Below are 22,033 nucleotides of genomic sequence, written 5' to 3' on the forward strand. Positions count from 1 at the left end.
GAGGGTCCGGCCATGCGAACGAACCCGCAGTCGCCCCGCGGTGGACCGGCCTCACCCGCACACGGTGCTGCGCGAGAAGACCGAGGCTGGGCACTCGTCGAGCGCCGCGACACGCCCGAACCCTTGCCGACCCTGCGCGAGCGAGAGTAGTGTGCCACACACTCGGAGGAGGCCCCCATGCCCGATTCGCTCCGCACGCCCGACCCTGACGTTCCCCAGCCGACCGACGTCGCCGAATACAGCGACCCGCCAGAGCTGCGCGTCGACACGGATAGCGGCCACACCTACAGCCCGCGGTACGAGAAGGAGAAGGTCTGGACCTCGAGCCGTGTCGCCGCCGACGACCGCGACAAGCACGACATCGTCTGGGCGTTCTATAACCGATTCCGCGTCGACGAGCTCGACGTCGACCACACCGAGTGGCGGGTGACCGACAGCACCGACGAGTTCCGCGTCACCCGACTCTCTGACGGGCGCTGCCAGCGCGAGCAGAAAGTGACCGAAGCCGAGCATCGGTTCCAGTACGTCATGGTGTCGCAGTTCTACGAGCTTTGGCGCATCGACAAGAAGCTCGAGACCTACTATGAAGGCCTCCTCGGGCCTGTCGTCAGCGGCGGCGGATCGGTCGGCCTCGTCGGCGCAGGGCTCTACGGAACCCTCAAGTACGACGCCGCCGTCGTCGCCCTGCAGTCGGGTGCCGCCACGACCACGACCGGCACGCTCGGCGGCATGACTGCCGGCGGCAGCCTCGCCGCCGCGGGAGGCGCAGCCGCCGTGCTCGCCACCGCGACCGGCGCCTTCCTCGGCACGACCACCATCATGCGCGCCGTCAAGAATGAGCTCGACGTCGAGACCGACGGCTTCGCCCCCATCGGCAAGTTCCGCACCCCCGAGGTCGCGACGGGCGAGACGCGCACGGCCTGGCGTGCAGTCGGCGAGCCCTACGACTGCCCCGACGCGGTGCTTCCGCCGCCGCCGCCGCTGCTGCAGCGACTGCTCCGCGCCTGGTGGTTCTGGGCGGGCCTCATCGCCGTCATCGTGCTCATCCTGCTCATCATCGCGCTGCTCAGCGCCCGCGGCACACCCGGTGTCGGCCCAGGCGACGAGTCGACCACGGGAGGTGATGTCGGCGAAGAGGTGAGCACGGGCATCCCGCCGCTCGCCGCCATCGACACCACGTGTCGGGCCATCACGCACAGCCCCTCCCGGCTCTACCCCGACAGCCCGTCCTGGTTCCTCGTCGCGCTGCTGCTCGCGGCGGTGAGCGACGAGGCGCTGCCAGCCGACTCCGTTGCGACCGTCACGATCGAGGGCGCTGACCAGCCGACGCTCAGCAGCGAGATCGCCGACGACGGCTCTGTCGTGCTCGCCGTACCCATCTCGAGCTACGGCACCTACGCCATCACCGACGTGCGGGTTGACTCGGGCGACGAGACCGCCAGCGTCCCAGGAGCTCTCCCCGTCGTCGACGTGACGTCAGATGAAGAAGCCGTCGTCTGCACAGGACCCGGAGCGGACACCCTGCGGGCCGCCACCGGCGAGACAGGCTGACGTCTCGCTGGCCGCGAACGGCGCCGGCTCGCGCACCGCACGGGCTCGCGCACCCCGAGAAACCGAGTACAGCTAGGAGCCGGGCAGAGACAGGGGCGACAGTAGGCCAGGCACGAAGGCGAGCATGAGCAGCACAGTGCCGGCGCCCACGAGCACCGACACACCCAGGTACACCCACAGCGGCGCGGAGCCGCGCCCCGTCGCGCGGTGCACGTGCACGGTGCGCGAAATCAAGTACGGCAGGGGGCCGAGGATGATCCACAGCACGGAGGGGCGCGAAGCGTAGCCGAGGGCGCCCAACCGCCGAAAGTCGGCGACAACGGCAAGCACAAGCCACGCGAGCGTCAGCCCGCTCGCCACCCACGCCGCGATCGCCGCGACCGGCGACAGCGGGTCAGAAAGCACGAGCGCGCCCACTCCCGCAGCCAGCAGCAGGGTCAGTACAGGGGAGAGCGCGAGCAACCAGGCGCCCGCCGTGCCCGTCGCCTGCGGCGTGCGCCGCGCAGGTGCGGCCGTGGCCGACGGCGCCCACGACCGCTCCATCGGCGCGTAGTCCACCGACTCGAGGTCCGCAACCGACGACGGGGCGGCGAACGACCCCTCCACCGACGGCGCGGCCACACTCGACGCCGCCCACGGAGGAGTGTCGGTGCGCCACGAACCACCCACCGCTGCCGACCCCACCGACGACACCGGCTTGGTGCCCTCCAGCTCCGACGGCACCGCGAACGTCGTCGCCTCCGACACCGCAGGAGCCTCGGCCGAGCTCACCGACGCGGCAGGCGTTGACCTGCGCAGCGCGCCGAGCCCGAGCGCAGCATCCTCGTCGGGGCGCACATGATCCGTCCACGCCGTGCCGTCCCACCAGCGACGCGTCGCCGGCAGCGACGGATCGCGGTACCAGCCCTCGGGCAGAGTCGTCTCGGGCACGCCGATCCTCTCGCTGGGGAATGCTCACACGGTGCGGCCAGCGTACGCGCCCCCAGCCGACCTCGCTAGGGTCGAGCCGCCATGACCCAACCCCGCCACACCGCCGACGAGCCGGGCCCTGCACGCCGCCTCGGCGTCGTGCGCAGCGCTGCCGGGCTCGCCGCAGACCTCGCCTACATCGCACGATCGCGGCTGGCGCCGCTGCGGTACGGGATGCTCCCGCCCCCGCCGAGCACCCCCTCGAGCGACCCGGCGCGGCCGCCCGTGCTGCTCATCCCCGGCGTGTTCGAGTCGTGGCACTACCTGCGCGCCCTCGGCGAGCGGCTCGCCGCCCGCGGGCACCCCGTGCACCGCGTCGCCGAGCTCGGCCTCAACCACCGACCCATCGACCAGGCCGCGCGCCTCCTCGGCGACTACGTCGTCGACCGCGACCTGCGCGACGTCGTGCTCGTCACCCACTCCAAGGGCGGGCTCATCGGCAAAGTGATGCTGCTCGCCGATGCCGACGCTGCGGCCACACCGCCGAAGCGGCGCCTCACGCGCCTGATCACCGTCAACACGCCGTTTCGCGGCACGCCCGTCGCGCGCTGGGGGCTCGGGCCGTGGCGGGAGTTCCGCCCCGAGGCGGCCATCATCCGATCACTAGATGCCCGCACCGAGGTCAACGACCGCATCACGTCGCTCGTGAGCGCCGTCGACCAGTATGTGCCGCGCGCGATCGCGCACCTCGACGGAGCCGAGAACGTCGTCCTCGACCGGGTCGGGCACTTTCGGGTGCTCGGGCTGCCCGACGTCATCGACGAGATCGAGCGTCGCCTGCCCTGACACCCGGGGGTCTTGACCGGCCCGGTGTCCGTGTGGGGGGACCGTCAGCAGACGGCGCTCGCGCCGCGGTCAGCGGTCGGCGTTGCCGCCGTTCACTGACGTGGCGTCTTCGCCCGGGTCGCGATCGACGAAGTCCTCCAGGTCGGGAGCGAACTCGTCGTCCTCGTCCAGTTCGGGGTCCGTCTCGTCGGCCTCGGCCTGCCCGGCGCCGATGTCACCCTGCGCGCCGGGGTTGTCGCCCTGCGTGGGTTCGTCAGCGTGGTCACCGTTCGTGTGCTTCGCCATGGTCGTGCTCCTACTCTGTCGTCTTCTCGTCGGCACTACTCGTCGATACCCGGAACGGGCTCGTCTTCTCCCGCGGCATCCGGTTCGTCGTTCGCGCCCATGCCGTCGTCGATGGGCTCGCCGTCCTCGTCGGTCTGGTGCGGGTCGCTGCGCGGGTCGATGCTCGTCGTGTCGTCGCGCGAGTTCTCGGCATCGCGCGAGCTCGTGGCCTCGCGATCCTCGCCGGGCGGCGGGCCCTCGGGGATCAGCGGGTTGAACTGTCCGTCATCAGCATTGGTTCCTTGGCTGGTGTCGCTCATGCTTCATCTCCTTCGGTCTCGTCTTCGTCGATCTCGGCGCCGATCGCACCGCCGCCGAGTTCGCCCCCCACGTAGCGGTCGTCCGCTCCTTGACCGCCGGACTCCTCGGTGTCGCTCGCGCCCGGCACCGTCAGATCGGGGTCGGTTCCCTCAACACCGCGGTCGTCGGTGCCGCTGAGGTCGACCTGCTCGTACTCGTCGGAGGTCATCTCGTCCCCGAAGCCGGAGGGGTCGGTGGTGGGGTCGTCGTCACGGCGATCGCCGTGGTGGTTCTCCCGTGCGGTGTCTTCAGTCATGCGGCCAGTGAATCGAGGTGCGAGCATCCGCACAACGGGGTTGACATTGCGCGCATAGAGGAGATGATCGACGCCCCGCGGCCGGGGAGCACCTGAGAGGATGCTCGTATGCCCGTCGCCCAGACCAGCCCCGAGATCGCCGCCCCGAAGCCGCTGTGGAGCTGGAAGCTCGCGCCAGCGTTCATCGTCGTCACGAGCGCGATACCGCTCTTCGGCTTCGAGAACCGGCTCGTCGGTTACCCCTGGCTCGTCATCGGCCTCGTCGTGGCCTACTTCGTCGACCGCGAGCTCACACGTGACCTCGGCATCATCGCCGCGGGCCTCATCGTCGTGAGCACCGTGAGCGTCAAGGCCGACATCTCGTGGCCCAACTTCTTCCTGCTCGGCTTCGTGCTGAGCCTCGCGGTCGCCGTGCCCTTTGTGCTCGACCGGTTCGTGTTCCGGCGCCGGGTGATTCGCTTCCCGTGGCGCAGCGGGCAGAAGTGGCAGCCCTGGGAGAAGTCGTACCTGTTCGCCGTGCCGTTCCTCGGCTGGCTCATCCTGCCGTTCTACTTCATCTCCTCGGGCGCGTACCTCAACTGGCCGGCCGTCTCCGAGTTCTCCGAAGTGGCGCGGCTCTTCGTCGGCGTCAACGCGGTCGGCATCTGGGACGAGTTGTTCTTCATCTGCACGTGCTACGTGCTGCTGCTGCGGCACTTCCCCGTGCTCTTCGCCAACATCCTCCAGGCCATCGTGTTCGTCTCGTTCCTGTGGGAGCTCGGCTACCAGGAGTGGGGGCCGCTCATGACGATCCCCTTCGCGCTCCTCCAGGGTTGGATCTTCCACCGCACCAAGTCGCTCACCTACGTCATCATCGTGCACCTGCTGTTCGACCTCGTGGTGTTCCTCGCGATCGTGCACGCCCACAACCCGGGCGTCTTCCCGTTCTTCCTCATCCCGGCGCCGCAGTAGCGCGCCGCAGCAGGGCCCTCGCGCCTCGAGCGCGCGGGCATCTCCACAATTCAGGAGTTCGGGATGCTCGCACCCCGTCGACACGCCGTGCGAACATCCCGAACCGCTGTTGGAGAGTGCCGACTCCTGAATTGTGGAGGCCGGCCCGGTGTCCGGCTTCACACGCGTGGGGACGGTTCAGAGGTGGACCAGTAGCCCAGAACACCGCCCAGGGGCTTCTGCTGCTCCCCTGACCGAGGTATTGCTCGCGCCAGGGCGACTATTGGTCGCTGAGCCGCGCTTCAGTGATCGGGTCGAATAGGTGCGCAGCTGTGGCGCGGACGGCGAGGTCGACTGGCGTGCCGACAGAGAGTTGTGAGAGACCGGCTGCGTCGACGACGCTCGTAAGGCGATCATCACCGGAGTCGACGTGAACGATCGCCCGAGGACCGAGCAACTCGATCAACGCCACACGAGCCGAGGCTGAGTCCGTGGGCGACAGCACGAGATCATCAGGCCGCACACCGAGGATCACAGAATCTCGTGTCGTCACACCTGCTGCGCGGATGCGGCTGCCTCCCGATGAGCGAAAGTCGCCGTCACTGATGGTGCCGGTGATGACATTCATCTTGGGGCTACCGACGAATGTCGCCACGAACACACTGTTGGGGCGAGCATAGATCTCGTCGGGGCGGCCGCTCTGAGCGACCCTGCCGTCACGCATGACGACCATGCGGTCGGACATCGTCATCGCTTCTTCCTGGTCGTGCGTGACGTACACCGCAGTGATTCCCAGTCGACGCTGAATCTGCATCAGCTCGAATCGCGTCTCGACGCGAAGCTTCGCGTCGAGGTTGCTCAGCGGCTCATCAAAGAGGAAGACGGAAGGCTGGCGGATGATCGCACGACCAATCGCGACGCGCTGTTGTTGCCCACCCGAGAGGTCTTTCGGCTTGCGAGACGTCAAGGCACCGAGGCCGAGCGAGTCGGCAACTTCCTGCGCGCGTGCGAGAGCATCCGACCGAGGTGATCGCGTAGCACGCAAGGGAAACGCGATGTTCTCCAGTACCGAGAGGTGCGGGTACAGGGCGTAATTCTGGAACACCATGGCGACGTCACGATCTTTCGGCTCCAAGCCATTCACGACGCGTCCGTCGATCGTGATCTCACCACCGCTGATCTCCTCCAGGCCGGCGAGCATGCGAAGGGAGGTTGACTTTCCGCAGCCGGAGGGACCCACCAGAACGGTGAGCGAGCCGTCGGGAAAGTCGATGTCGACATCGTCGACGATCACCGTGGACCCGTACTGCTTGCGCACTTTGTTGAATCGGACCTCTGCCATGACGACGAACCTCTCGTGAGAACTAGAACTTGACTGCGCCGCCGCTGATGCCTTGCACCAGTCGACGTTGAATGAAGAAACTCGCGATCACCACGGGCACCACGGCGATGATGATGGCAGCGCTCATGGCGCCGAGCTCCACTCCGCGGAAGGTATTGAACGCCGCGATGGCCACCGGGAGGATCGTTTCGCGGGTGGGGGCCAGGATCAGGCCGTAGAACATGTCGTTCCACGACAGTGTGAAGCCGAAGATGGCGGCCGCACCGATTCCTGGCAATACCTGGGGGATCACCACGAGGCGGAACGCGGCGAATCTCGAGAAGCCGTCGACGCGGGCCTGCTCCTCTAACGACCGCGGAACCGCATCGAAGAATCCGATGAGGAACCACGTGATGACCGGCAAGACGAAGCTCAAGTGAGCGAAGATGATCGGGACGTAGGTGTTGTCGATTCTCAGGGCGTAGGCCATCGTCAAGAACGGGAAGACCAAGACCGCGGGCGGGAGCACTTGAGCGGCGAGAATGCCGAATCGTGTGGCCGAGCCACCGGCCTTGTACGCAGAAATCGCGTAGGCGCCCATGGAACCGGCGACGACACTGATCGACACCGTCACTGCGGCGACGAACGCGCTGCGTCCCGCCGCATCAAGGATCCCCGCTTCGAAGACGCGTGCCCAGTTGTCGAGATTGGGAGAGAACAAGAACAACCCGGGGTCGTTGAGCTGCGCTGGCGACTTGAAGCTAGCCAGGGCCACCCAGATGATCGGGAAGGCGACCGTTACGGCGGCCGCCCACAGCAGCAGAGTGCGGGCGATGCCCCACGGGCTGACGCGTCGGGTCATCGTGCGGCGCTCCTTTGCAGTCGGCGGAACAAGAGCACGATCAGGGTCAGCACGATCGCGAGCAGGACGAAAGCAACGGCGGATGCTTCGCCGAGTCGGAAGAACTGGATACCTGTCTGATAGGTGAAGTACTGGATCGTCTCGGTCTCGGTGCCGGGCCCGCCGCGAGTCGTAGCGTAGACATATTCGAACACTTTGAGGGCATCAAGAGAACGCAACAGCACGGCAACGGTCAGTACCGGGGTGAGCAACGGCAACACCACGCGGCGGAAGGCATACCAGGCACTCGCACCGTCGACCTTCGCGGCCTCGAGAGGCTGGCGCGGTACCGATTCCAGTCCGGCCAGGAGCAGCAACACCATGAACGGTGTCCACTGCCAAACGTCCATCAAGGCGAGGGTGAAGAGCGCGTTGCCGGGGCCGAAGAAGTCGTAGTCGATTCCGAGAGATCGCAGCATCGCCGGGAGAGCGCCGAGCTGATCGTTCAGAAGAAATCGGAAGGTCAGGCCGACGGCGATCGGGGTGATGAACATCGGTGCAAGCAGCATCGCCCGGGTGAGGTCGCGTGCCCATTGCTGCTTCTGCAGGGCGAGAGCAATGGCGAGACCCAGCAGGGTCTGCAACGCCACCGCGATGATCACGTAGGTGGCGGTGTTCGAGAAGGCGTTCCACATGCGGGGGTCCGTGAGCACGAAGAAGTAGTTCTCGAGGCCGACCACATCGGGAGCCCCGCGGCTCGTAAGTCGGTAGTCCGTCAGGCTCAGATAGAACGCGTACCCGAGGGGAAACCCGACAGCGACGCCTGTAATGGCCAAGACGGGTGCGAGCATTCCCCACCGGAATCTCGTCATTCGCGTCACTGTCGGGTTCCTTTCCTCAGTTGGTGTGGTGCGAGTCGCTAGCGCTGAATACGCTCGACGGCAGCCTGAGCGTCAGCCAGTGCCTGCTCGACCGTCTTCGTTCCGGCGACCGCTTCACTCAGTTCGGTTCCCACGGCCTGGATCATCTCCTCGCCACCGAGACCCTGCGACAGAGGCGCGGCATCCGACAGAATCTCGATGATCGCCGCGTAGTAGTCCTCCCCGAATCCCGACTCGAGCACCGTCGGGTCAGTCAGCGTGCTTTCACGAATGGCAGCGCCACCGGCCACGACGCGCTCGACGTCGACCTCGGTGGAAGTGATCCAGGCTGCGAAGGCCCAGGCCGCATCGGAGGCCGCGGAGTTTGCCGGAATCGCCCAGCTCCAGGAACCCAAGACCTGCTTGCCGCCGGGCATAGGTGCCAGGGCAAATGACCCCGCGAGGTCGCCGGAAGCGCCCTCGGGGTCGTTGAGCCCTGGCAGGTTCCAGTTGTAGCTGATCATCGCTGCCGACTGATCGCCCGACACCGACCGGAACGCCTCATCGAATGCCCAGTTGGAGCTGTTTGCCGGCGCGGCGGTCGTGAAGGCCTCGATGTACGCCTCGAGCGCAGCCTGGGCCTCCGGGGTGTTCAGGGTGGGTGCCCCCGATTCGTCGTAGATCGAGCCGCCGGCCGCAAAGAGCCAGTTCGCCCATTCTTCGAAAATCTTGTAGCCGCGCTGCGGTTGCATCGCGATGCCTGTCCGCTCGCTCGTGGTGAGAGCCTGCGAGTTGGCGACGAGCTCGTCGAGCGTCGACGGCACGGAGAGCCCGGCCTCTTCGTAGAGGTCGGTGCGGTACAGGTAGCCGAGAGCGTAGTTGTAGAACGGAACGCCGTAGCGCACGCCGTCGACCTCAGTGATGTCGACGAGCGGCTGGAAGAAGTCTTCTGCTGCGTAGTCGGTGGTCGTGGTGATCCTGTCATCGAGAGGCTGCAGGAACCCCGCGTCGACGAAGTCGTCCATCCAGGGGTTGTCCACGACGATCAAGTCGTAGGTCGGCTCGCTCGACTGGAACGAAGCGATGAGCTTGTCGCGCATCTGGTCGAAACCGAGCGTCTCGATCTCCACCGCGATGCCCGGGTACTCCTCGTTGAACGAGTCGACCAGATCTACGACGATGTCGGTGTCGGGAACGCTCTCCATCAAGATACGGACGGTGCCCTCGGTGTCGGAGGGGATGTCGCCCTGCCCGGAGGAGGCGGGGGCTTCCGTGCCACCGGTTCCTGCGCATCCTGAGATGGTCAGGGCGAGTGCTGACGTGAGGCCGATAGCGGCCAGTAGCGCGTTGCGTCGAATACTCATTGCGTCACTTCCTTTCTATGTTGGTGTGGTGCGGGGTCTGCCGCTGACGGTCAGCGGGTCAGTCCATGTAGGCGCCGCCGTTGATCGACAGCGATTCGCCGGTGATGAAGGAGGCGTCATCAGAGAGCAGGAAGGCGACGCCGCGCGCCACGTCTTCCGGCTGCTGTAGGCGGCCAAGCGGAGTCGCGGCAACCCACGAGTCACGAACGGCCTCGGGGGTGGAGTTGCTGAGCTCGGCTTCCCAGGCCAGTTCGCGCTCTTGCATGGCGGTGGCGACGAAGCCAGGGCAGACGGCGTTCACGGTGATCTTGTGCTCCGCCAGTTCGAACGCCATCGCCTGAGTCAGGCCCACGACACCGAACTTGGAGGCCACATAGTCTGCCAAGAATGGGACGCGTCCCTGCTTGCCCGCCATCGACGCGGTGTTGACGATGCGGCCCTCTCGACCGGTGCGGATCATGGCGCGGGCGGCCGCTTGACCGCAGAGGAAGACACCTTTGAGGTTGACGGCCAGTGTGAGGTCGAGCTTCTCCAGAGAGATGTCGACGAATGGCTGCATGAAAGAGACACCAGCGTTGCTGACCCAAGCGTCGAGCCCCAGGGTGTCGGCGATCTCGTCCGCGACCGCCGTCACAGCCGCGGCGTCGGTGACATCGAGCTGTCGGCTCATGTGCTGTTGCCCCCCTGCCGTCGACAGCAACTTGGCGGTCTCGGCGGCGGCGGCCTCGTTCAGGTCGGTGGCGACAACGCTCCAGCCACGGTCGGCAAGCGAGACGGCGATTGATCGGCCGATACCGGATCCGCTTCCGGTGATGACGACGACGGAGGTCATGAGTGTGCCTTTCGAGAGAGGGAGTGGGAGAACGGGGTGAGGGCGACACTGAGTTTGCGCCATTCGCGGTACGCGGCGTCGTACTGTGACACGCGAGCCGGGTCGGGATGAACTATCGGACCGAGGGAGACGTACCGGTCGACATCGGTCCACTCGTCAATCAGGCCGACGCCGATCGCAGCGATGACGGCAGCACCGAAGGAGGCCCCAGGATGATCGACAATCGGGTTGAGGTCGGTGCCGAGAACGTCCGCGTGGATCTGTTTCCAGAGCGTGGATTTCGACCCCCCGTTCGTGACCATAGCCCGGGAGAGGGGCAAGCCCAGGTCACCGAAAACGTCAGCATGGTGTCGGAATCCGAAGGCGATCGATTCCAGTACCGCGCGATACATGGCTCCGCGCGAGGTGCCGAGATGGAGTCCGACGAAAGCCCCGCGGAGGTCGGGGTCGTGGAGGGGGCTCTTCTCGCCGAGGAAATAGGGGAGGCAGAAGAGCGCGCCAGCTGGCTCCATATCAGCTTCATCATCTAGTCGGAGGAGCTCGGCTCCGCCGGTCAATGCTTGGAACCACCGGATGAGACTTCCCGATGTCGCCATACAGCCGTTGGGAAGCCAGAGTCCAGGAACAGGATGCGCATCAAGGTAGAGGCGTTCGTCGACCAGAGCCTTCTCGCTCGCAACCAGGATGTCGCCTGCTCCACCGAGCTTGATGAGCCAGTCGCCGGAAGTCCGCACGCCGGCTGAGTAGGCCGAGAGCACATGATCGGCACCACCGACGACGAGAGGAATTCCGGCGGGAAGGCCGGTGCGCTCCGCCATCTCACGCGACAGCGAGCCCACGACGGTTCCGGGTGCGGCGATATCGGGAACCCTGTCCTGCTCGATCTGCGCTGCCGAGAAGGCCTGCGCAAATTGCTCTCCCGCGATCGTGAATAGACCAGATTCGAGTGCCCAGTTCTGCTCGACGTGCGGTCGACCGCCGAGGTGCATGAGAATCCAGTCGTATCCACCGACGACGACTCGTGTGCGGGACCAGATCTCCGGTTCATGCTTCTGAAGCCAGAGGAGCGTGGGGGCGACGGACTGCTGGCTCACGGCACTGCCGGTCGTCTCCACGGGGGAGAATGGTTCGAGGTAGTCGGCCACCTGCGCAATCTCGTCGACAGCTCGAGCGTCGCTCTGCAGGATGGCGCGCCGAAGCGGCATGCCATCATCACCTAGCAGGAGCACGGCCGGCACCATGCCGGTGGTCGAGATCGCCGCAACGCGGCGGGCATCGAGCTGATGGTGGGCGAGCAAGTCAGCGATCGCTGAAATCGTGTTCTCGATCCACTCCCGAGGATCAGCCTCTGCGATTCCAGGGCCGTCGGCGTTCGCGGTGACGCTTCGACTCACGGCTGTGAGGCGGCCGTCGGCCGCGTCGAAAGCGACCACCTTCGTGCCGGTCGTGCCGATGTCGATCCCGAGCGTGATGCTGGCCTTCATGTGAGCTGCCCCTTCATCGACGAGGCGGGCGGTTGGACACAGATCACGGTGACTCCTGCTGATTGGGCGCTGCGCAACGCGGGGTGCTCAGGAGGCCCATCTGTCACGAGGGTGTCGAGGTCGGCGAGGTCGGCGATTGAGATCAGCTGCACCCGCCCGAGCTTGCTCGAGTCGGCGACCACAATGATGCGCTGGGCCGATCGTGCCGCGGCGCGCTTCACGTGCGCCTCGTCGTAGTGGTAGTCGGTGACGCCAGCGCCCTCGTCTACGCCGGCCACGCCCATCACGAATGTGCTCGCGTTGAATCGATCGAAGCTCTCTTGAGCTCCCGCTCCGATGAGGCTGAGCTCGCCCGGGCGCAACTGGCCGCCGGTGACGTAGACCTCGGAATCGACTTCCGAACTCAATTCCGTCGCGACCAACAGGCTGGGGGTGATGACCGTGAGGGGCAGGTGCCGCGATCGGATCTCTCGAGCTACGGCGAGCGCCGACGAGCCACTGTCGATGATCACCGTTTCTCCTTCATGGAGGAGATCGACCACGGCGGAGGCGATGTGTGCCTTCTCGGTCGCAGCCAGGGCGGCTCTCGCTTCAAAGGAGGGTTCCGCGGCAGCAGACCCGACCGAGATCGCACCGCCCATGACGCGTCGCAACACGCCTTTGAGCTCCAGTGCCTCGATGTCACGACGAATCGTCATTTCCGACACGCCGAGCTCAGTGGCGAGACTGGTGAAGTCGATCTCGCCCTCGTCGAGTACGCGCTGTTCGATCAGCGCTCGTCGCCCTTGAACTGACATGTGACCACAGTAGACGCAAACTGTGATCTTGTAACACCTTTTTGGTTACATTTCTGTAAAAGGTTCCCAGTAGTGCGAGGAATGTGGGAACATTTGACATGTCGCGGGATGACATCTCATCCGCCTTGCGCACTCGATCACGCCGACTCTGATTGTCGGGCAGCAGAAAAGGAGCATCATGACCACCTGGTTGGACGACATCTTCGCGGTGAAGAAGCCTGTGATCGCGATGCTGCACTTGTCTGCGCTGCCGGGCGACCCCGGGTACGATTCGTCAGCGGGCCTCGACGCAGTGATCGCGCGTGCTCGTCAGGAACTACACGACCTGCAGGCAGGCGGTGTCGACGGCGTCATGTTCTCCAACGAGTTCAGCCTTCCGTACCTGACGCAGACCGAGCCAATCACTGCCATCACCATGGCGCGCGTCATCGGGGAGCTGCGCTCGGAAATCACTGCGCCGTTCGGCGTCAACGTGCTCTGGGATGCTCGAGCATCGATCGACCTGGCAATGGCGACCGGCGCCCAGTGGGTACGCGAGATCTTTACTGGGGTCTACGCGAGCGACTTCGGGCTGTGGAACACCAACGTCGGCGAGGTGGCGCGTCACCGCGCTCGGATCGGTGCCTCGCACGTCAAGTTGCTGTTCAACATCGTTCCTGAGTCGGCACAGTACCTGGCCGACCGCGACCTCGCCTCGATCGCCAAGACCACCGTGTTCGCTACTCTGCCCGATGCGCTGTGCGTCTCGGGTGCGACCGCGGGAGCGCCGACTGACACACAAGCCCTTTCGATCGTGAAGAACGCCGCAGGCACCGTTCCGGTATTCGTGAACACGGGTGTTCGGGCCGAGAACGTCGGCGAGCAACTGTCGATTGCTGATGGTGCGGTGGTCGGCACCTACTTCAAGCGAGAGGGCCGCTTTGAGAACACGGTCGACCCTGCACGTGTGGTGCAGTTGATGACGGCCGCCCGCGAATTCCGCGCCACCCTCGCCTAGCGGCGACAACGCGCTCTCGCGCTCGCCCCACTACAACTCCGTCTCCACAATTCAGGAGTTCGGGATGCTCGCACCCCGTCGACACGCCGTGCGAGCATCCCGAACCGCCGTCTCCGAGCAGGCACTCCTGAATTGTGGAGACGAAGCCGGTGTCGGTGAGTCCTGAGCTGTGGAGACTGTGACCCGGGCGGGTGGGGGAGACTGGAGGCGATGACCTCCTCGCTGCTAGACCGCATGCCCGCCCCCTACGAGGCCGGTGCTGCCTTCGACGCGATCGAGAACTGGGCGACCGACGAAGGCCTCACGCTCTACCCCGCGCAGGAGGAGGCGATCTTCGAGCTCGTCGCCGGCGCGCATGTGATCCTCGCCACCCCGACCGGCAGCGGCAAGAGCCTCGTCGCGGTCGCCGCCCACGCGATCGCCCTCGCGCAGGGCCAGCGCAGCTACTACACCGCCCCCATCAAGGCGCTCGTGAGCGAGAAGTTCTTCGCCCTCGTGGAGATCTTCGGCGCGGAGAACGTCGGCATGGTCACGGGCGACAGCAGCGTCAACGGGGATGCGCCCATCGTCTGCTGCACGGCCGAGATTCTCGCGAATCAGGCTCTGCGCCACGGGACTGATGTGGAGGCGGGGCTCGTCGTCATGGACGAGTTCCACTACTACGCGGACCCCGAGCGGGGCTGGGCGTGGCAAGTGCCGCTGCTGGAATTGACCCACGCGCGGTTCCTGCTCATGAGCGCGACGCTCGGCGACGTCACGCCCATCGCCGAGGACCTCGAGCGCCGCACGGGCCACCCGGTGAGCGAGGTGACGCACGCCGAGCGGCCGATTCCGCTCACGTTCGACTACGTGAAGACTCCCGTGCACGAGACCGTGCAGACGCTGCTCGACGACGGGCAAGCGCCGATCTACGTCGTGCACTTCAGCCAGGCGGCCGCGATGGAGCGCGCGCAAGCGCTGTCGAGCATCCGCATCATCACGCGGGAGCAGCGCGACGAGATCGCTGAGGCGATCGGCGACTTCCGCTTCACCACCGGATTCGGCACGACGCTCAGCCGTCTCGTGCGCTCGGGCATCGGCGTGCACCACGCCGGCATGCTGCCCAAGTACCGCCGACTCGTGGAGGTGCTCGCGCAGCGCGGACTGCTGCGCGTCATCTGCGGCACCGACACGCTCGGGGTGGGCATCAACGTGCCCATCCGCACGGTGCTGCTCACGGCGCTCAGCAAGTTCGACGGCGAGAAGATGCGGCAGCTGAGCGCGCGCGAATTCCACCAGATCACGGGGCGCGCCGGTCGCGCCGGGTACGACACCGCCGGGCTCGTCGTCGTGCAGGCTCCCGACCACGAGGTCGAGAACCACGCCGCGACCACCAAGGCGGGCAGCGACCCGAAAAAGAAGAAGAAGATCGTGCGCAAGTCGGCACCCGCCGGCTTCGTGACGTGGAGCGAGACGAGCTTCGAGCGGCTCATCGGCGGAGCGCCCGAGCCGCTCGAGAGCCGCATGCAGGTGTCGGCGGCCATGCTCATCAACCTCATCGCGCGCGGGGGAGACGTCTTCGCAGGCGCCCGCGCACTGCTCACGCAGAACCACGAGCCGCCGCACCGGCAGCGCGAGCTCGTGCGCCGCGCGCTCGGCATCGCCAAGACCCTCGTGCGCGCGGGCGTCGTCGTCATCGAGCCCGTCGGGCGCATCACGCTCACCGTCGATCTGCAGCCGAACTTCGCACTCAATCAGCCGCTCAGCCCGTTCGCGCTTGCCGTGATCGAGTCGCTCGACCCGGAGGACGACACCGCGACGGTCGCGCCGCCCGCGCCCGGCGTCGTTGACGAGAACACGGTCCCCGGCGCCGAGCTCGAGGCCGCCCCGCACTACGCGCTCGACGTCGTGAGCGTCATCGAGGCCACGCTCGACGACCCGCGCCCGGTGCTGCGCCAGCAGGAGCACAAGGCGCGCGGCGAGGCGATCGGCCGCATGAAGGCGCAGGGCATGGAGTACGACGAGCGCATGGAGGCGCTCGACGACATCACGCATCCGCGCCCGCTCGCCGACCTGCTCGAGGCCATGTTCGAGACCTACGCGGCCACCCAGCCGTGGATCCGCGACGTCGAGCTGCGCCCCAAGGCGGTCGTGCGCGACATGTTCGAGAAGGCCATGAGCTTCACCGAGTACGTGAGCCACTACCAGCTGGCCCGCAGCGAGGGCCTCCTGCTGCGCTACCTGAGCGACGCCGACCGCGCGTTCCGCCAGACCATCCCCGACGACGCGAAGACGCCCGATGTTCTCGACATCATCGAGTGGTTGCGCGAGCTCGTGCGGCAGGTCGACTCGAGCCTGCAAGACGAGTGGGATGCCCTCACCAACCCCGTCGACGACCCGAGCACCCCGATCGCACCGCCGCCCCCGCCCGACGTCACGACGAACCGCCGCGCGTTCACCGTGCTCGTGCGCAACGAGCTGTTCCGCCGCGTGCAGCTCGCGGCGCTGCAGCGCGACGACGACCTCGTCGAGCTCGACCCGGAGGCGGGCTGGCCCGAGGCGCTCGACGCCTACTACGCCGAGCACGAGACCATGGGCACGGCGGGCGGCGCGCGCGCAGCATCCCTGGTTCAGATTTCGGAGAATGATCCGGATGCTGGGCCCGGCTTCTGGAGCGTGCGCCAGGTCATCGACGACCCGGCTGGCGACCACGACTGGGGCATCCACGCGACCGTCGACCTCGCGCAGAGCGCGGAGCGCGGCGAAGCGGTCGTGCGCGTGGAGGGCCTGAAGCGCCTGTAGCCGGGGTGCCCCGCGCTACTGGATGGGCGTCATGAAGACGAGGAACAGGGCGGGGGTGAAGATGCCGAGGCTCACGAGCCCCGCGGTGAGCAGCAGGGTGACGATGAGCGGCCACCAGCCGCGGCCCGCTTGGCGCTGCACGACGATGCCTCGTGCCGCGAGATAGCCGACGTTGCCGAGAAGCGCCCACCATCCGGAGGCGCGCTCGAGGTGTCCCCACTCATGCAGCTTCTCGCGGTCGCGCCGCACCCAGACGATGATCCACATGATGGGCAGAAGGCTCGCGGCGAGCACCCAGAACCAGGGCGTCGACTCGATGCCGGTGAGCACCGTCACGGCGAGCTGGGCGAGGAAGGCCACGAGGGGAGTGGCAGCGAGCATCCACGCTGACACGGTCGTCGTGCGCTCGGGCGTGTAGTCCATGGACTGCGCCGTCGTGTTCCACAGGTCGCTGCGGGTCACCGAGCGCGTGCCGAAGGTGCCGAGCGGGGTGGATCGCGCCTCGCCGCCCTCGGTCGTGGTCGAGGGAGCCGAGGTCGGCGTGGCGGAGTAGGGCACGGAGTACGAGTACGGCTCTTCGCCGACGGGGGCCGCGACGGCTGCTCCGCTGAGGTCGGTGGTCGTCGTCGCGGACGCAGCCTCGGTGGCCGTGCCGCCCTGCGCGACCGCGGCGCCGGGGGAGGCGGGCTCGCCGTGCGCGATCGGCTTGGGTCGAGTGTGCTGGGTCCACCGGGCGCCGTCCCACCAGCGCAGCCGCAGCGCGATCTCAGGGTCGTCGTACCACCCGGCGACGGGGAGGGTCGAACCTTCGGTCATGGGGATCCTCGGGAAGGGCGGGAGCTCGGCGGGGGTGCGGGTGTCACGATGCGCTGCGCGGCGGGGGTGGCCGGGGGTGAACGCAAGGCTCGTTGACGGCAAGTCTAGGGCGCGGGTGCGCGCGAGCCTACGACCATACAGTCCCCAGTAAGGGGGACTCGATGGGGTACAGGCCGACAGGCTGCTCCGCCGCCGAACAGGTCAGCCCGCGTCGCGCTCCAGGGCGCCGAGCATGCGCCACACCGTCGTCGTGAGTGCCGGATGGTCGAGCGCGATCTGACGCAGCACGCGATAGTTGCGGGCCGGCGAGGGCAACCGGTCGTGGTCGGCGCGGATCGACTCGGCCCGGAGCATCCACACCACCAGTTCATCGACGGTGGGGAGCTCCGTCATGAAGTCCCACGGGTCCTCGCCGTCACGGCAGCGAGCGAGGATGACCGTCTGCAGCTCGTCGTGTGCCTCGGCGCGCAGAACCTCGAGGCTCGCGCCTCGGGGCCGGTCGCGTTCGCTCACCCTTCGACCCTACGTCGAGGGAGGTGGGCGAAGGGTCAGAGCAGAGGCTCGATGGTCGCGAGCACGCCGGCGGGGTCCAGAGCCCACCACGTGCCGATGACGGCCGCCTGGGCGACCAGCCACACGTACAGCGGCCACGCGATGGCGCCGGTCGTGCGACCGATGCGCACACTGCGCACGGCCAGGTACACCGGCGGCACGACCAGTGCGGTCAGCCAGGGCGCCGTGCGCAGGTGGCCGGCGAGGGCCATGAGACGCGTGTCCTGCCCCGCGAGCGCCGCGTAGAGGATGAACGGAAGGATGACGGTGAGCCCGCGGGTCCAGGCGGAGCTCTCGGGCGGCAGGCTCGTGAAGACGGCGAAGATCAGGAGGGCCTGGGGGATGGGCATCGTCGCCATGAGCCAGACGGAGGCGGTGTAGACGCGCTGGCGCGGCTCGAGGGGCTCGGAGATGACGGCGCTGTCGCTCTCGCGACGCCGACGGGGCCGTGCCGTCTCGAGGTCGACGGCGCTCACGGGCGTCCGTGCGGAGCGGCGACCCGTGGGGGCCGGGCTCGGGTACGCCACCGAGGGCACGCTCGCCGAAGAGCTGGAGTACGCGGAGTCGGTGCTGGGGGAGTGCAGCGACATGCGGTGCGCAGCGCGCGCGGAGTCGCGCGGCGTGAGCGTCACGGGCGCCGACCCTGCGGGTGTGTACACGCTCGGCGCCGCGACCTGGTCGTTGATCTCCTGCAGGGGCTCACGCGAGACCGGCGCCTGCACGGGCGCGAGTGCCTCGACGTGCTCGGTCCACTGCGCGCCATCCCACCAGCGCCGGTGCGACGCCTCGCCGCCGTGGGCTGTGGCGATCGGGTCCGGATACCAGCCTGCTGGCACCTGAATCGCGGTCGTCGTCATGATGTGGTCCCCCTGTGTGCTCCCGGCCCCCCGGCCGGGTTGCGATGCTTCACCCGCAGCGTTCGGTGCTGCGGGGCTGTCGCGAAGCTGTTCGGGTTCCACGCGACGTTCGGTGTGCGATCTTCAGTTGTGCGGTGCTGCTGGGTAGGTGGTGCGGTGGTACGTGTTCGGTTGTGAGTATGCCGGGCCCGCGAGGTCGGTGCAGGCGCGCCGTTCGCTTAGCGAACGACTGCGCTATCGAACAAACGAGAAGATGCCCCAATCGTCGACCTGCCAGGTGATCCAGCCGTTGGCGCGCTGCAGGCTCACGGTGACGACGAGGTTCTCGCCGGAGGAGTTGGTGGCGGGGCACCGCAGCTGCTGGCCGATGAACAGGGGCGGTGATGCTGGACAGTCCACGTCGAGCATCGTGCCGATGGAGCGCGCATTCGCTTCGATCGTGGACGCAGCCTGGTCGGCGAAGACGCCGGGCATCGCGGCGATGATGAGGCCGGGAACAGCGAGAATGGATGCCCCCACCAGACCCGAGACGAGCAGCCACACCGCGACGGGGCCGAACCCGGCACCCGAGATGCGGCTCAGTCGCACGGCACGCGCGGCCAGGTACACGGGCGCGGTACCGAGGGCCCACAGCCAACTGGCGGGGGCGTCGATGCCGCGGCGGCGCAGGGTTCGGGCGTCGAAGTAGGCGAGTGCGGCCACGATCGGGTAGGGCACGATCCAGATGGCGGCCATGAAGATGAGGCTCGGGCCGGTCGTGAATGCGGCGACGACGAGCAGACTCAGCAGCAGCTGCATCATGGGCAGCAGCGCGATCGCCCAGGACTCGACGGTCTGCACGTTGCCGCTCGGGGCGCCGAGCGACTGGTGGGTGCCGGAGCGGCGCGTCTCGGACGCCGCGAGGGGCGACTCCTGCGAGTAGGGGGCGTACTGCGGTGCCCCGGGGGCCGAGGCGAACCCGGGTGCGGAGCCGTACTGCGGTGCGGAGCCGTACTGCGGCGCTGAGCCGTACTGCGGCGCTGAGCCGTACTGGGGTGCTGAGCCGTACTGCGGAGCGGAGCCGTACTGGGGCGCGCTCCCGTACTGGGGTGCCGAGCCGTACTGCGGCGCCGAACCCTGCTGGGGGGTGGAGCCGTAGTGCGGCGCGCTGCCCTGCTGCGGCGCGGAACCTGCGCCGAGATCCCACGGTGCGCTGCCGCTCGCCGAGACGGGGCCGGGCGTCGATCCTGGAGCGGAACCGGGCGCGCTGCCGCTGTCGCGCTGCAGCGGGACCCACGGCGAGGGCGCCGGGTCCTGCGGCGGCTTGAGCTCGGACTCGGCCTGAAGGTCGGCGAAGGCGGCTGCGGCGAAGGCCTCCGCCGCTGAGTTCGCGGGTCGCCCGCCCGCGGGAGCCGAGGAGGCGCTGCGGGGCGCGGCCGACTGCTGCGCCGCGGGCTGCTCGGCCTGGTCGCCGGGCTCGATGAGCTGCGGCACGGCGCCCGTCGTCGGCGGAGCGAGCTGGCGCAGGACGTTCGCCGTGGGCTGCTGCACGGCCGGCTGCTCGGGCTCGGAGCCCTCCCGTGCGGGGTCGTCGAGCGGAGCATCCTCGGGGGTCGACGCGGTACGGAGGTCTCGACGCCGGGGGAGGTCGTCGTCGGCGAACATCGTCGGAGCCGCGGGAGCGGTCGGTGCCTCCGTCGGCACCATCGGCTGGCGGGCGTCGGAGACGTGCTCGGTCCACGCGGTGTTGTCCCACCAGCGCAGCTGCGGCAGTCCGAGCGGGTCGGGATACCAGCCCGCCGGCACGCGACCGTAGTCGTCTTCTGCCACGATTATCGTTCCCCCTTGTTCGCCGGTTGTGGAACACCGGCCCCCGTCAGTGTACGGGGCGAGGGGCTCAGGAGCGATGATTCGTCATCCCCCCGTCGTGGTGTCCCCCGTCGTGGTGTCCCCCACTCGGGGGCCCCGCGCAGCCGCTCGTCGCATGCGCACCGCGTCGATCACGAGACCGACCGCGATGGCGACCACGATCGACACGACGACGGCGACCACGGGGTAGTCGCCGAGCCACGCGCCGAAGGCCGCACCCACCCCCACGTTGTAGACCGCCCAGGCCGAGCAGGCGAGCAGGCTCAGGGGCAGGTAGCGGCGGTACGGGAAGCCTGTGGCGCCCGCCACGAGGTTGACGGCGACGCGACCGAACGGAATGTAGCGGGCGATGAGGATGACGAGCGCCGCGCGCCGCTGCAGGTTCTCGCCCGCCCACGCGAACACGGCCCGCACACGGGCGTGCCGCACGCGGGCGAGGAGCGGGGTCCCGAGGCGGCTGCCGAGAAGGAAGGTGAGACTGTCGCCGACGACGGCCGCGAGGGCGGCGACGAGCACGAGCAGGAACGGGTTCGGGGTGCCCTCCGACACGGCGAGAGAACCGAGAGCCACGACGACCGTCTCGCTCGGCACGACCACGAGAAACGCGTCGGCGACGGTGAGGAGAGCCGTGACGGGCAGCGCCCAGGGCGATGCGGCCGCGGCGACGACCCACTCGGTGAGGGCATCCACATGCCCTGGTGTACTCCGCTCAGGTGAACAGCGGGCGACGCGCAGCGCTCAGGGGAGCAGCGGTCGACGCGCGGCGCTCAGGGGAGCAGCGGTCGACGCGCAGCGTCGAGCCACGCGCGCCCTCGCTCGGCGCGCCCCGGCTCGACGACGAGCCGCGGCCCCTGCACCCACTCGGTCGCGACCCGCAGGCCGTGCAGGGCGCTCAGCACCCACAGCTCGGCCCCATCGAGGTCGCGCGGGTGCGCCTGCACCGCGCGCACCTCGACGCCCTCCGCCGTCGCCGCGTCGGTCACGATCCGCTCGGTGACGCTCGGGATGCGCGGCAGAGCGTCATCCACGCGATGCAGCACCCCATCCCGCCACCACACGAGCGAGCTGTACGCGCCCTCGACGACCTCCGCCGTGGGAGTGAGGATGATCGCCTCCTGCGCGCCGTGCGGCTGCACGAGCGTGCGCAGGCGCTGCAGAGACTCCAGGTCGGGGCCCTTGATGCGCGGCTGGATGCGAGGGTCGTGCGGTGCCGTGGCGACGACGGCCTCCGTGCTGGTCGGCGGGGTGGGGCGCACGCGCAGGGAGAGCTGCGCGCCCTCGCCGCGAGCCCGCAGCTCCACGCGGGGAAACCAGTCGCCCTCGCTCGGGATGAGGGCGAGCGCGGCGCTCCAGAACGCCTGCGGCTCGGTCGCCTCACCGAGCAGTGCGGCGACACTGCCGAGGAAGCGGTCGTGGTGATGGTGCAGGCCGCGCGTTGCGCCGTCGACGACGCGCCACGAGTCGGCCGCGAGCACGGCGCCCGCGTGCGGGTCGCACCAGTCGACCGGCTGCCACGGGCCGTCGGTCGCGGAGGACCCGCGCCAGACCTGCAGTGCCTCACTCATAG

22 protein-coding genes and 1 pseudogene are annotated in these 22,033 nt (G+C 68.1%); 5 read left to right on the top strand and 18 right to left on the bottom strand.

The features are described 5' to 3' along the window. The first annotated feature begins 177 nt into the window (after positions 1–177). Complete coding sequence (locus tag HUJ41_RS05100; protein WP_179873616.1) at positions 178–1,551, top strand: hypothetical protein; 1,374 nt, start codon at positions 178–180, stop codon at positions 1,549–1,551. Between the two features lie 72 nt (positions 1,552–1,623). On the opposite strand, the gene HUJ41_RS12655 is transcribed toward HUJ41_RS05100, so the two are convergent. Further along, on the bottom strand, positions 1,624–2,481 hold the full coding sequence (locus HUJ41_RS12655) for a DUF2510 domain-containing protein (RefSeq protein WP_218925648.1): 858 nt from the start codon (positions 2,479–2,481) through the stop codon (positions 1,624–1,626). Between the two features lie 81 nt (positions 2,482–2,562). Here HUJ41_RS12655 and HUJ41_RS05110 point away from each other — a divergent pair, with 81 nt between their 5' ends. Continuing rightward, the gene (locus HUJ41_RS05110) at positions 2,563–3,306 is read left to right on the top strand and encodes an esterase/lipase family protein (RefSeq protein WP_179873617.1); all 744 of its coding nucleotides are present in this window, start codon (positions 2,563–2,565) and stop codon (positions 3,304–3,306) included. A 69-nt stretch (positions 3,307–3,375) separates the two neighbouring features. Here the strand turns inward: HUJ41_RS05110 and HUJ41_RS05115 are convergent, their stop codons facing one another. The 3 genes from HUJ41_RS05115 to HUJ41_RS05125 are packed head-to-tail and all read right to left on the bottom strand — an operon-like array spanning position 3,376 to position 4,186. Beyond that, the gene (locus HUJ41_RS05115) at positions 3,376–3,591 is read right to left on the bottom strand and encodes a hypothetical protein (protein WP_152583097.1); all 216 of its coding nucleotides are present in this window, start codon (positions 3,589–3,591) and stop codon (positions 3,376–3,378) included. A gap of 35 nt (positions 3,592–3,626) precedes the next feature. Beyond that, positions 3,627–3,890 (bottom strand): hypothetical protein, encoded by a 264-nt coding sequence (locus HUJ41_RS05120; RefSeq protein WP_179873618.1) that lies wholly within the window; start codon positions 3,888–3,890, stop codon positions 3,627–3,629. Continuing rightward, on the bottom strand, positions 3,887–4,186 hold the full coding sequence (locus HUJ41_RS05125; RefSeq protein WP_152583095.1) for a hypothetical protein: 300 nt from the start codon (positions 4,184–4,186) through the stop codon (positions 3,887–3,889). Before HUJ41_RS05125 ends, HUJ41_RS05120 begins: the two co-directional genes overlap by 4 nt. Before the next feature lie 108 nt (positions 4,187–4,294). Between HUJ41_RS05125 and HUJ41_RS05130 the strand changes: the two genes are divergently transcribed. After that, complete coding sequence (locus HUJ41_RS05130; RefSeq protein ID WP_152583094.1) at positions 4,295–5,137, top strand: CPBP family intramembrane glutamic endopeptidase; 843 nt, start codon at positions 4,295–4,297, stop codon at positions 5,135–5,137. Positions 5,138–5,396: 259 nt separating this feature from the next. Here the strand turns inward: HUJ41_RS05130 and HUJ41_RS05135 are convergent, their stop codons facing one another. From HUJ41_RS05135 to HUJ41_RS12930, 8 genes and pseudogenes are all read right to left on the bottom strand, one after another. Further along, positions 5,397–6,458, bottom strand: a complete 1,062-nt coding sequence (locus tag HUJ41_RS05135) for an ABC transporter ATP-binding protein (protein ID WP_152583093.1) — start codon at positions 6,456–6,458, stop codon at positions 5,397–5,399. A gap of 22 nt (positions 6,459–6,480) precedes the next feature. Continuing rightward, entirely contained in the window at positions 6,481–7,299 is an 819-nt protein-coding gene (locus HUJ41_RS05140) for a carbohydrate ABC transporter permease (protein WP_152583092.1), read from the bottom strand. Further along, a complete protein-coding gene (locus tag HUJ41_RS05145; protein WP_152583091.1) occupies positions 7,296–8,129 on the bottom strand; it encodes a carbohydrate ABC transporter permease in 834 nt (277 codons plus the stop codon). The genes HUJ41_RS05140 and HUJ41_RS05145 overlap by 4 nt, the downstream gene beginning before the upstream one ends. 68 nt (positions 8,130–8,197) lie before the next feature. Further along, the gene (locus HUJ41_RS05150) at positions 8,198–9,502 is read right to left on the bottom strand and encodes an ABC transporter substrate-binding protein (protein ID WP_152583090.1); all 1,305 of its coding nucleotides are present in this window, start codon (positions 9,500–9,502) and stop codon (positions 8,198–8,200) included. A gap of 58 nt (positions 9,503–9,560) precedes the next feature. Beyond that, positions 9,561–10,334, bottom strand: coding sequence for an SDR family NAD(P)-dependent oxidoreductase (locus HUJ41_RS05155; protein WP_152583089.1), 774 nt, complete (start codon positions 10,332–10,334; stop codon positions 9,561–9,563). Next, entirely contained in the window at positions 10,331–11,818 is a 1,488-nt protein-coding gene (locus HUJ41_RS05160) for an FGGY-family carbohydrate kinase (protein ID WP_179873619.1), read from the bottom strand. Before HUJ41_RS05160 ends, HUJ41_RS05155 begins: the two co-directional genes overlap by 4 nt. Further along, positions 11,815–12,330 (bottom strand): DeoR/GlpR family DNA-binding transcription regulator, encoded by a 516-nt coding sequence (locus tag HUJ41_RS12740; protein WP_246299327.1) that lies wholly within the window; start codon positions 12,328–12,330, stop codon positions 11,815–11,817. Before HUJ41_RS12740 ends, HUJ41_RS05160 begins: the two co-directional genes overlap by 4 nt. A gap of 168 nt (positions 12,331–12,498) precedes the next feature. Continuing rightward, positions 12,499–12,615 (bottom strand): annotated as a pseudogene (locus tag HUJ41_RS12930) (DeoR family transcriptional regulator); the annotation flags it as partial. Positions 12,616–12,835: 220 nt separating this feature from the next. Between HUJ41_RS12930 and HUJ41_RS05170 the strand changes: the two are divergent. Continuing rightward, positions 12,836–13,612, top strand: coding sequence for a BtpA/SgcQ family protein (locus HUJ41_RS05170; RefSeq protein WP_281363117.1), 777 nt, complete (start codon positions 12,836–12,838; stop codon positions 13,610–13,612). 210 nt (positions 13,613–13,822) lie between these two features. After that, entirely contained in the window at positions 13,823–16,393 is a 2,571-nt protein-coding gene (locus HUJ41_RS05175; RefSeq protein WP_179873620.1) for a DEAD/DEAH box helicase, read from the top strand. Between the two features lie 15 nt (positions 16,394–16,408). Here the strand turns inward: HUJ41_RS05175 and HUJ41_RS05180 are convergent, their stop codons facing one another. From HUJ41_RS05180 to HUJ41_RS05205, 6 genes are all read right to left on the bottom strand, one after another. Then, a complete protein-coding gene (locus tag HUJ41_RS05180) occupies positions 16,409–17,209 on the bottom strand; it encodes a DUF2510 domain-containing protein (protein WP_179873621.1) in 801 nt (266 codons plus the stop codon). Between the two features lie 201 nt (positions 17,210–17,410). Then, positions 17,411–17,722 (bottom strand): tryptophan synthase subunit alpha, encoded by a 312-nt coding sequence (locus HUJ41_RS05185; RefSeq protein ID WP_179873622.1) that lies wholly within the window; start codon positions 17,720–17,722, stop codon positions 17,411–17,413. 35 nt (positions 17,723–17,757) lie between these two features. Further along, complete coding sequence (locus tag HUJ41_RS05190) at positions 17,758–18,618, bottom strand: DUF2510 domain-containing protein (protein ID WP_179873623.1); 861 nt, start codon at positions 18,616–18,618, stop codon at positions 17,758–17,760. 234 nt (positions 18,619–18,852) lie between these two features. Further along, positions 18,853–20,427 (bottom strand): DUF2510 domain-containing protein, encoded by a 1,575-nt coding sequence (locus tag HUJ41_RS12750; RefSeq protein ID WP_246299331.1) that lies wholly within the window; start codon positions 20,425–20,427, stop codon positions 18,853–18,855. A gap of 84 nt (positions 20,428–20,511) precedes the next feature. Further along, a complete protein-coding gene (locus tag HUJ41_RS05200) occupies positions 20,512–21,156 on the bottom strand; it encodes a DedA family protein (RefSeq protein WP_179873624.1) in 645 nt (214 codons plus the stop codon). 77 nt (positions 21,157–21,233) lie between these two features. After that, entirely contained in the window at positions 21,234–22,031 is a 798-nt protein-coding gene (locus HUJ41_RS05205; protein WP_179873625.1) for an aminotransferase class IV, read from the bottom strand. Positions 22,032–22,033 lie beyond the last annotated feature (2 nt).

Source organism: Microcella indica, from assembly GCF_013414345.1.
In the GTDB taxonomy this organism is placed as follows: domain Bacteria; phylum Actinomycetota; class Actinomycetes; order Actinomycetales; family Microbacteriaceae; genus Microcella; species Microcella indica.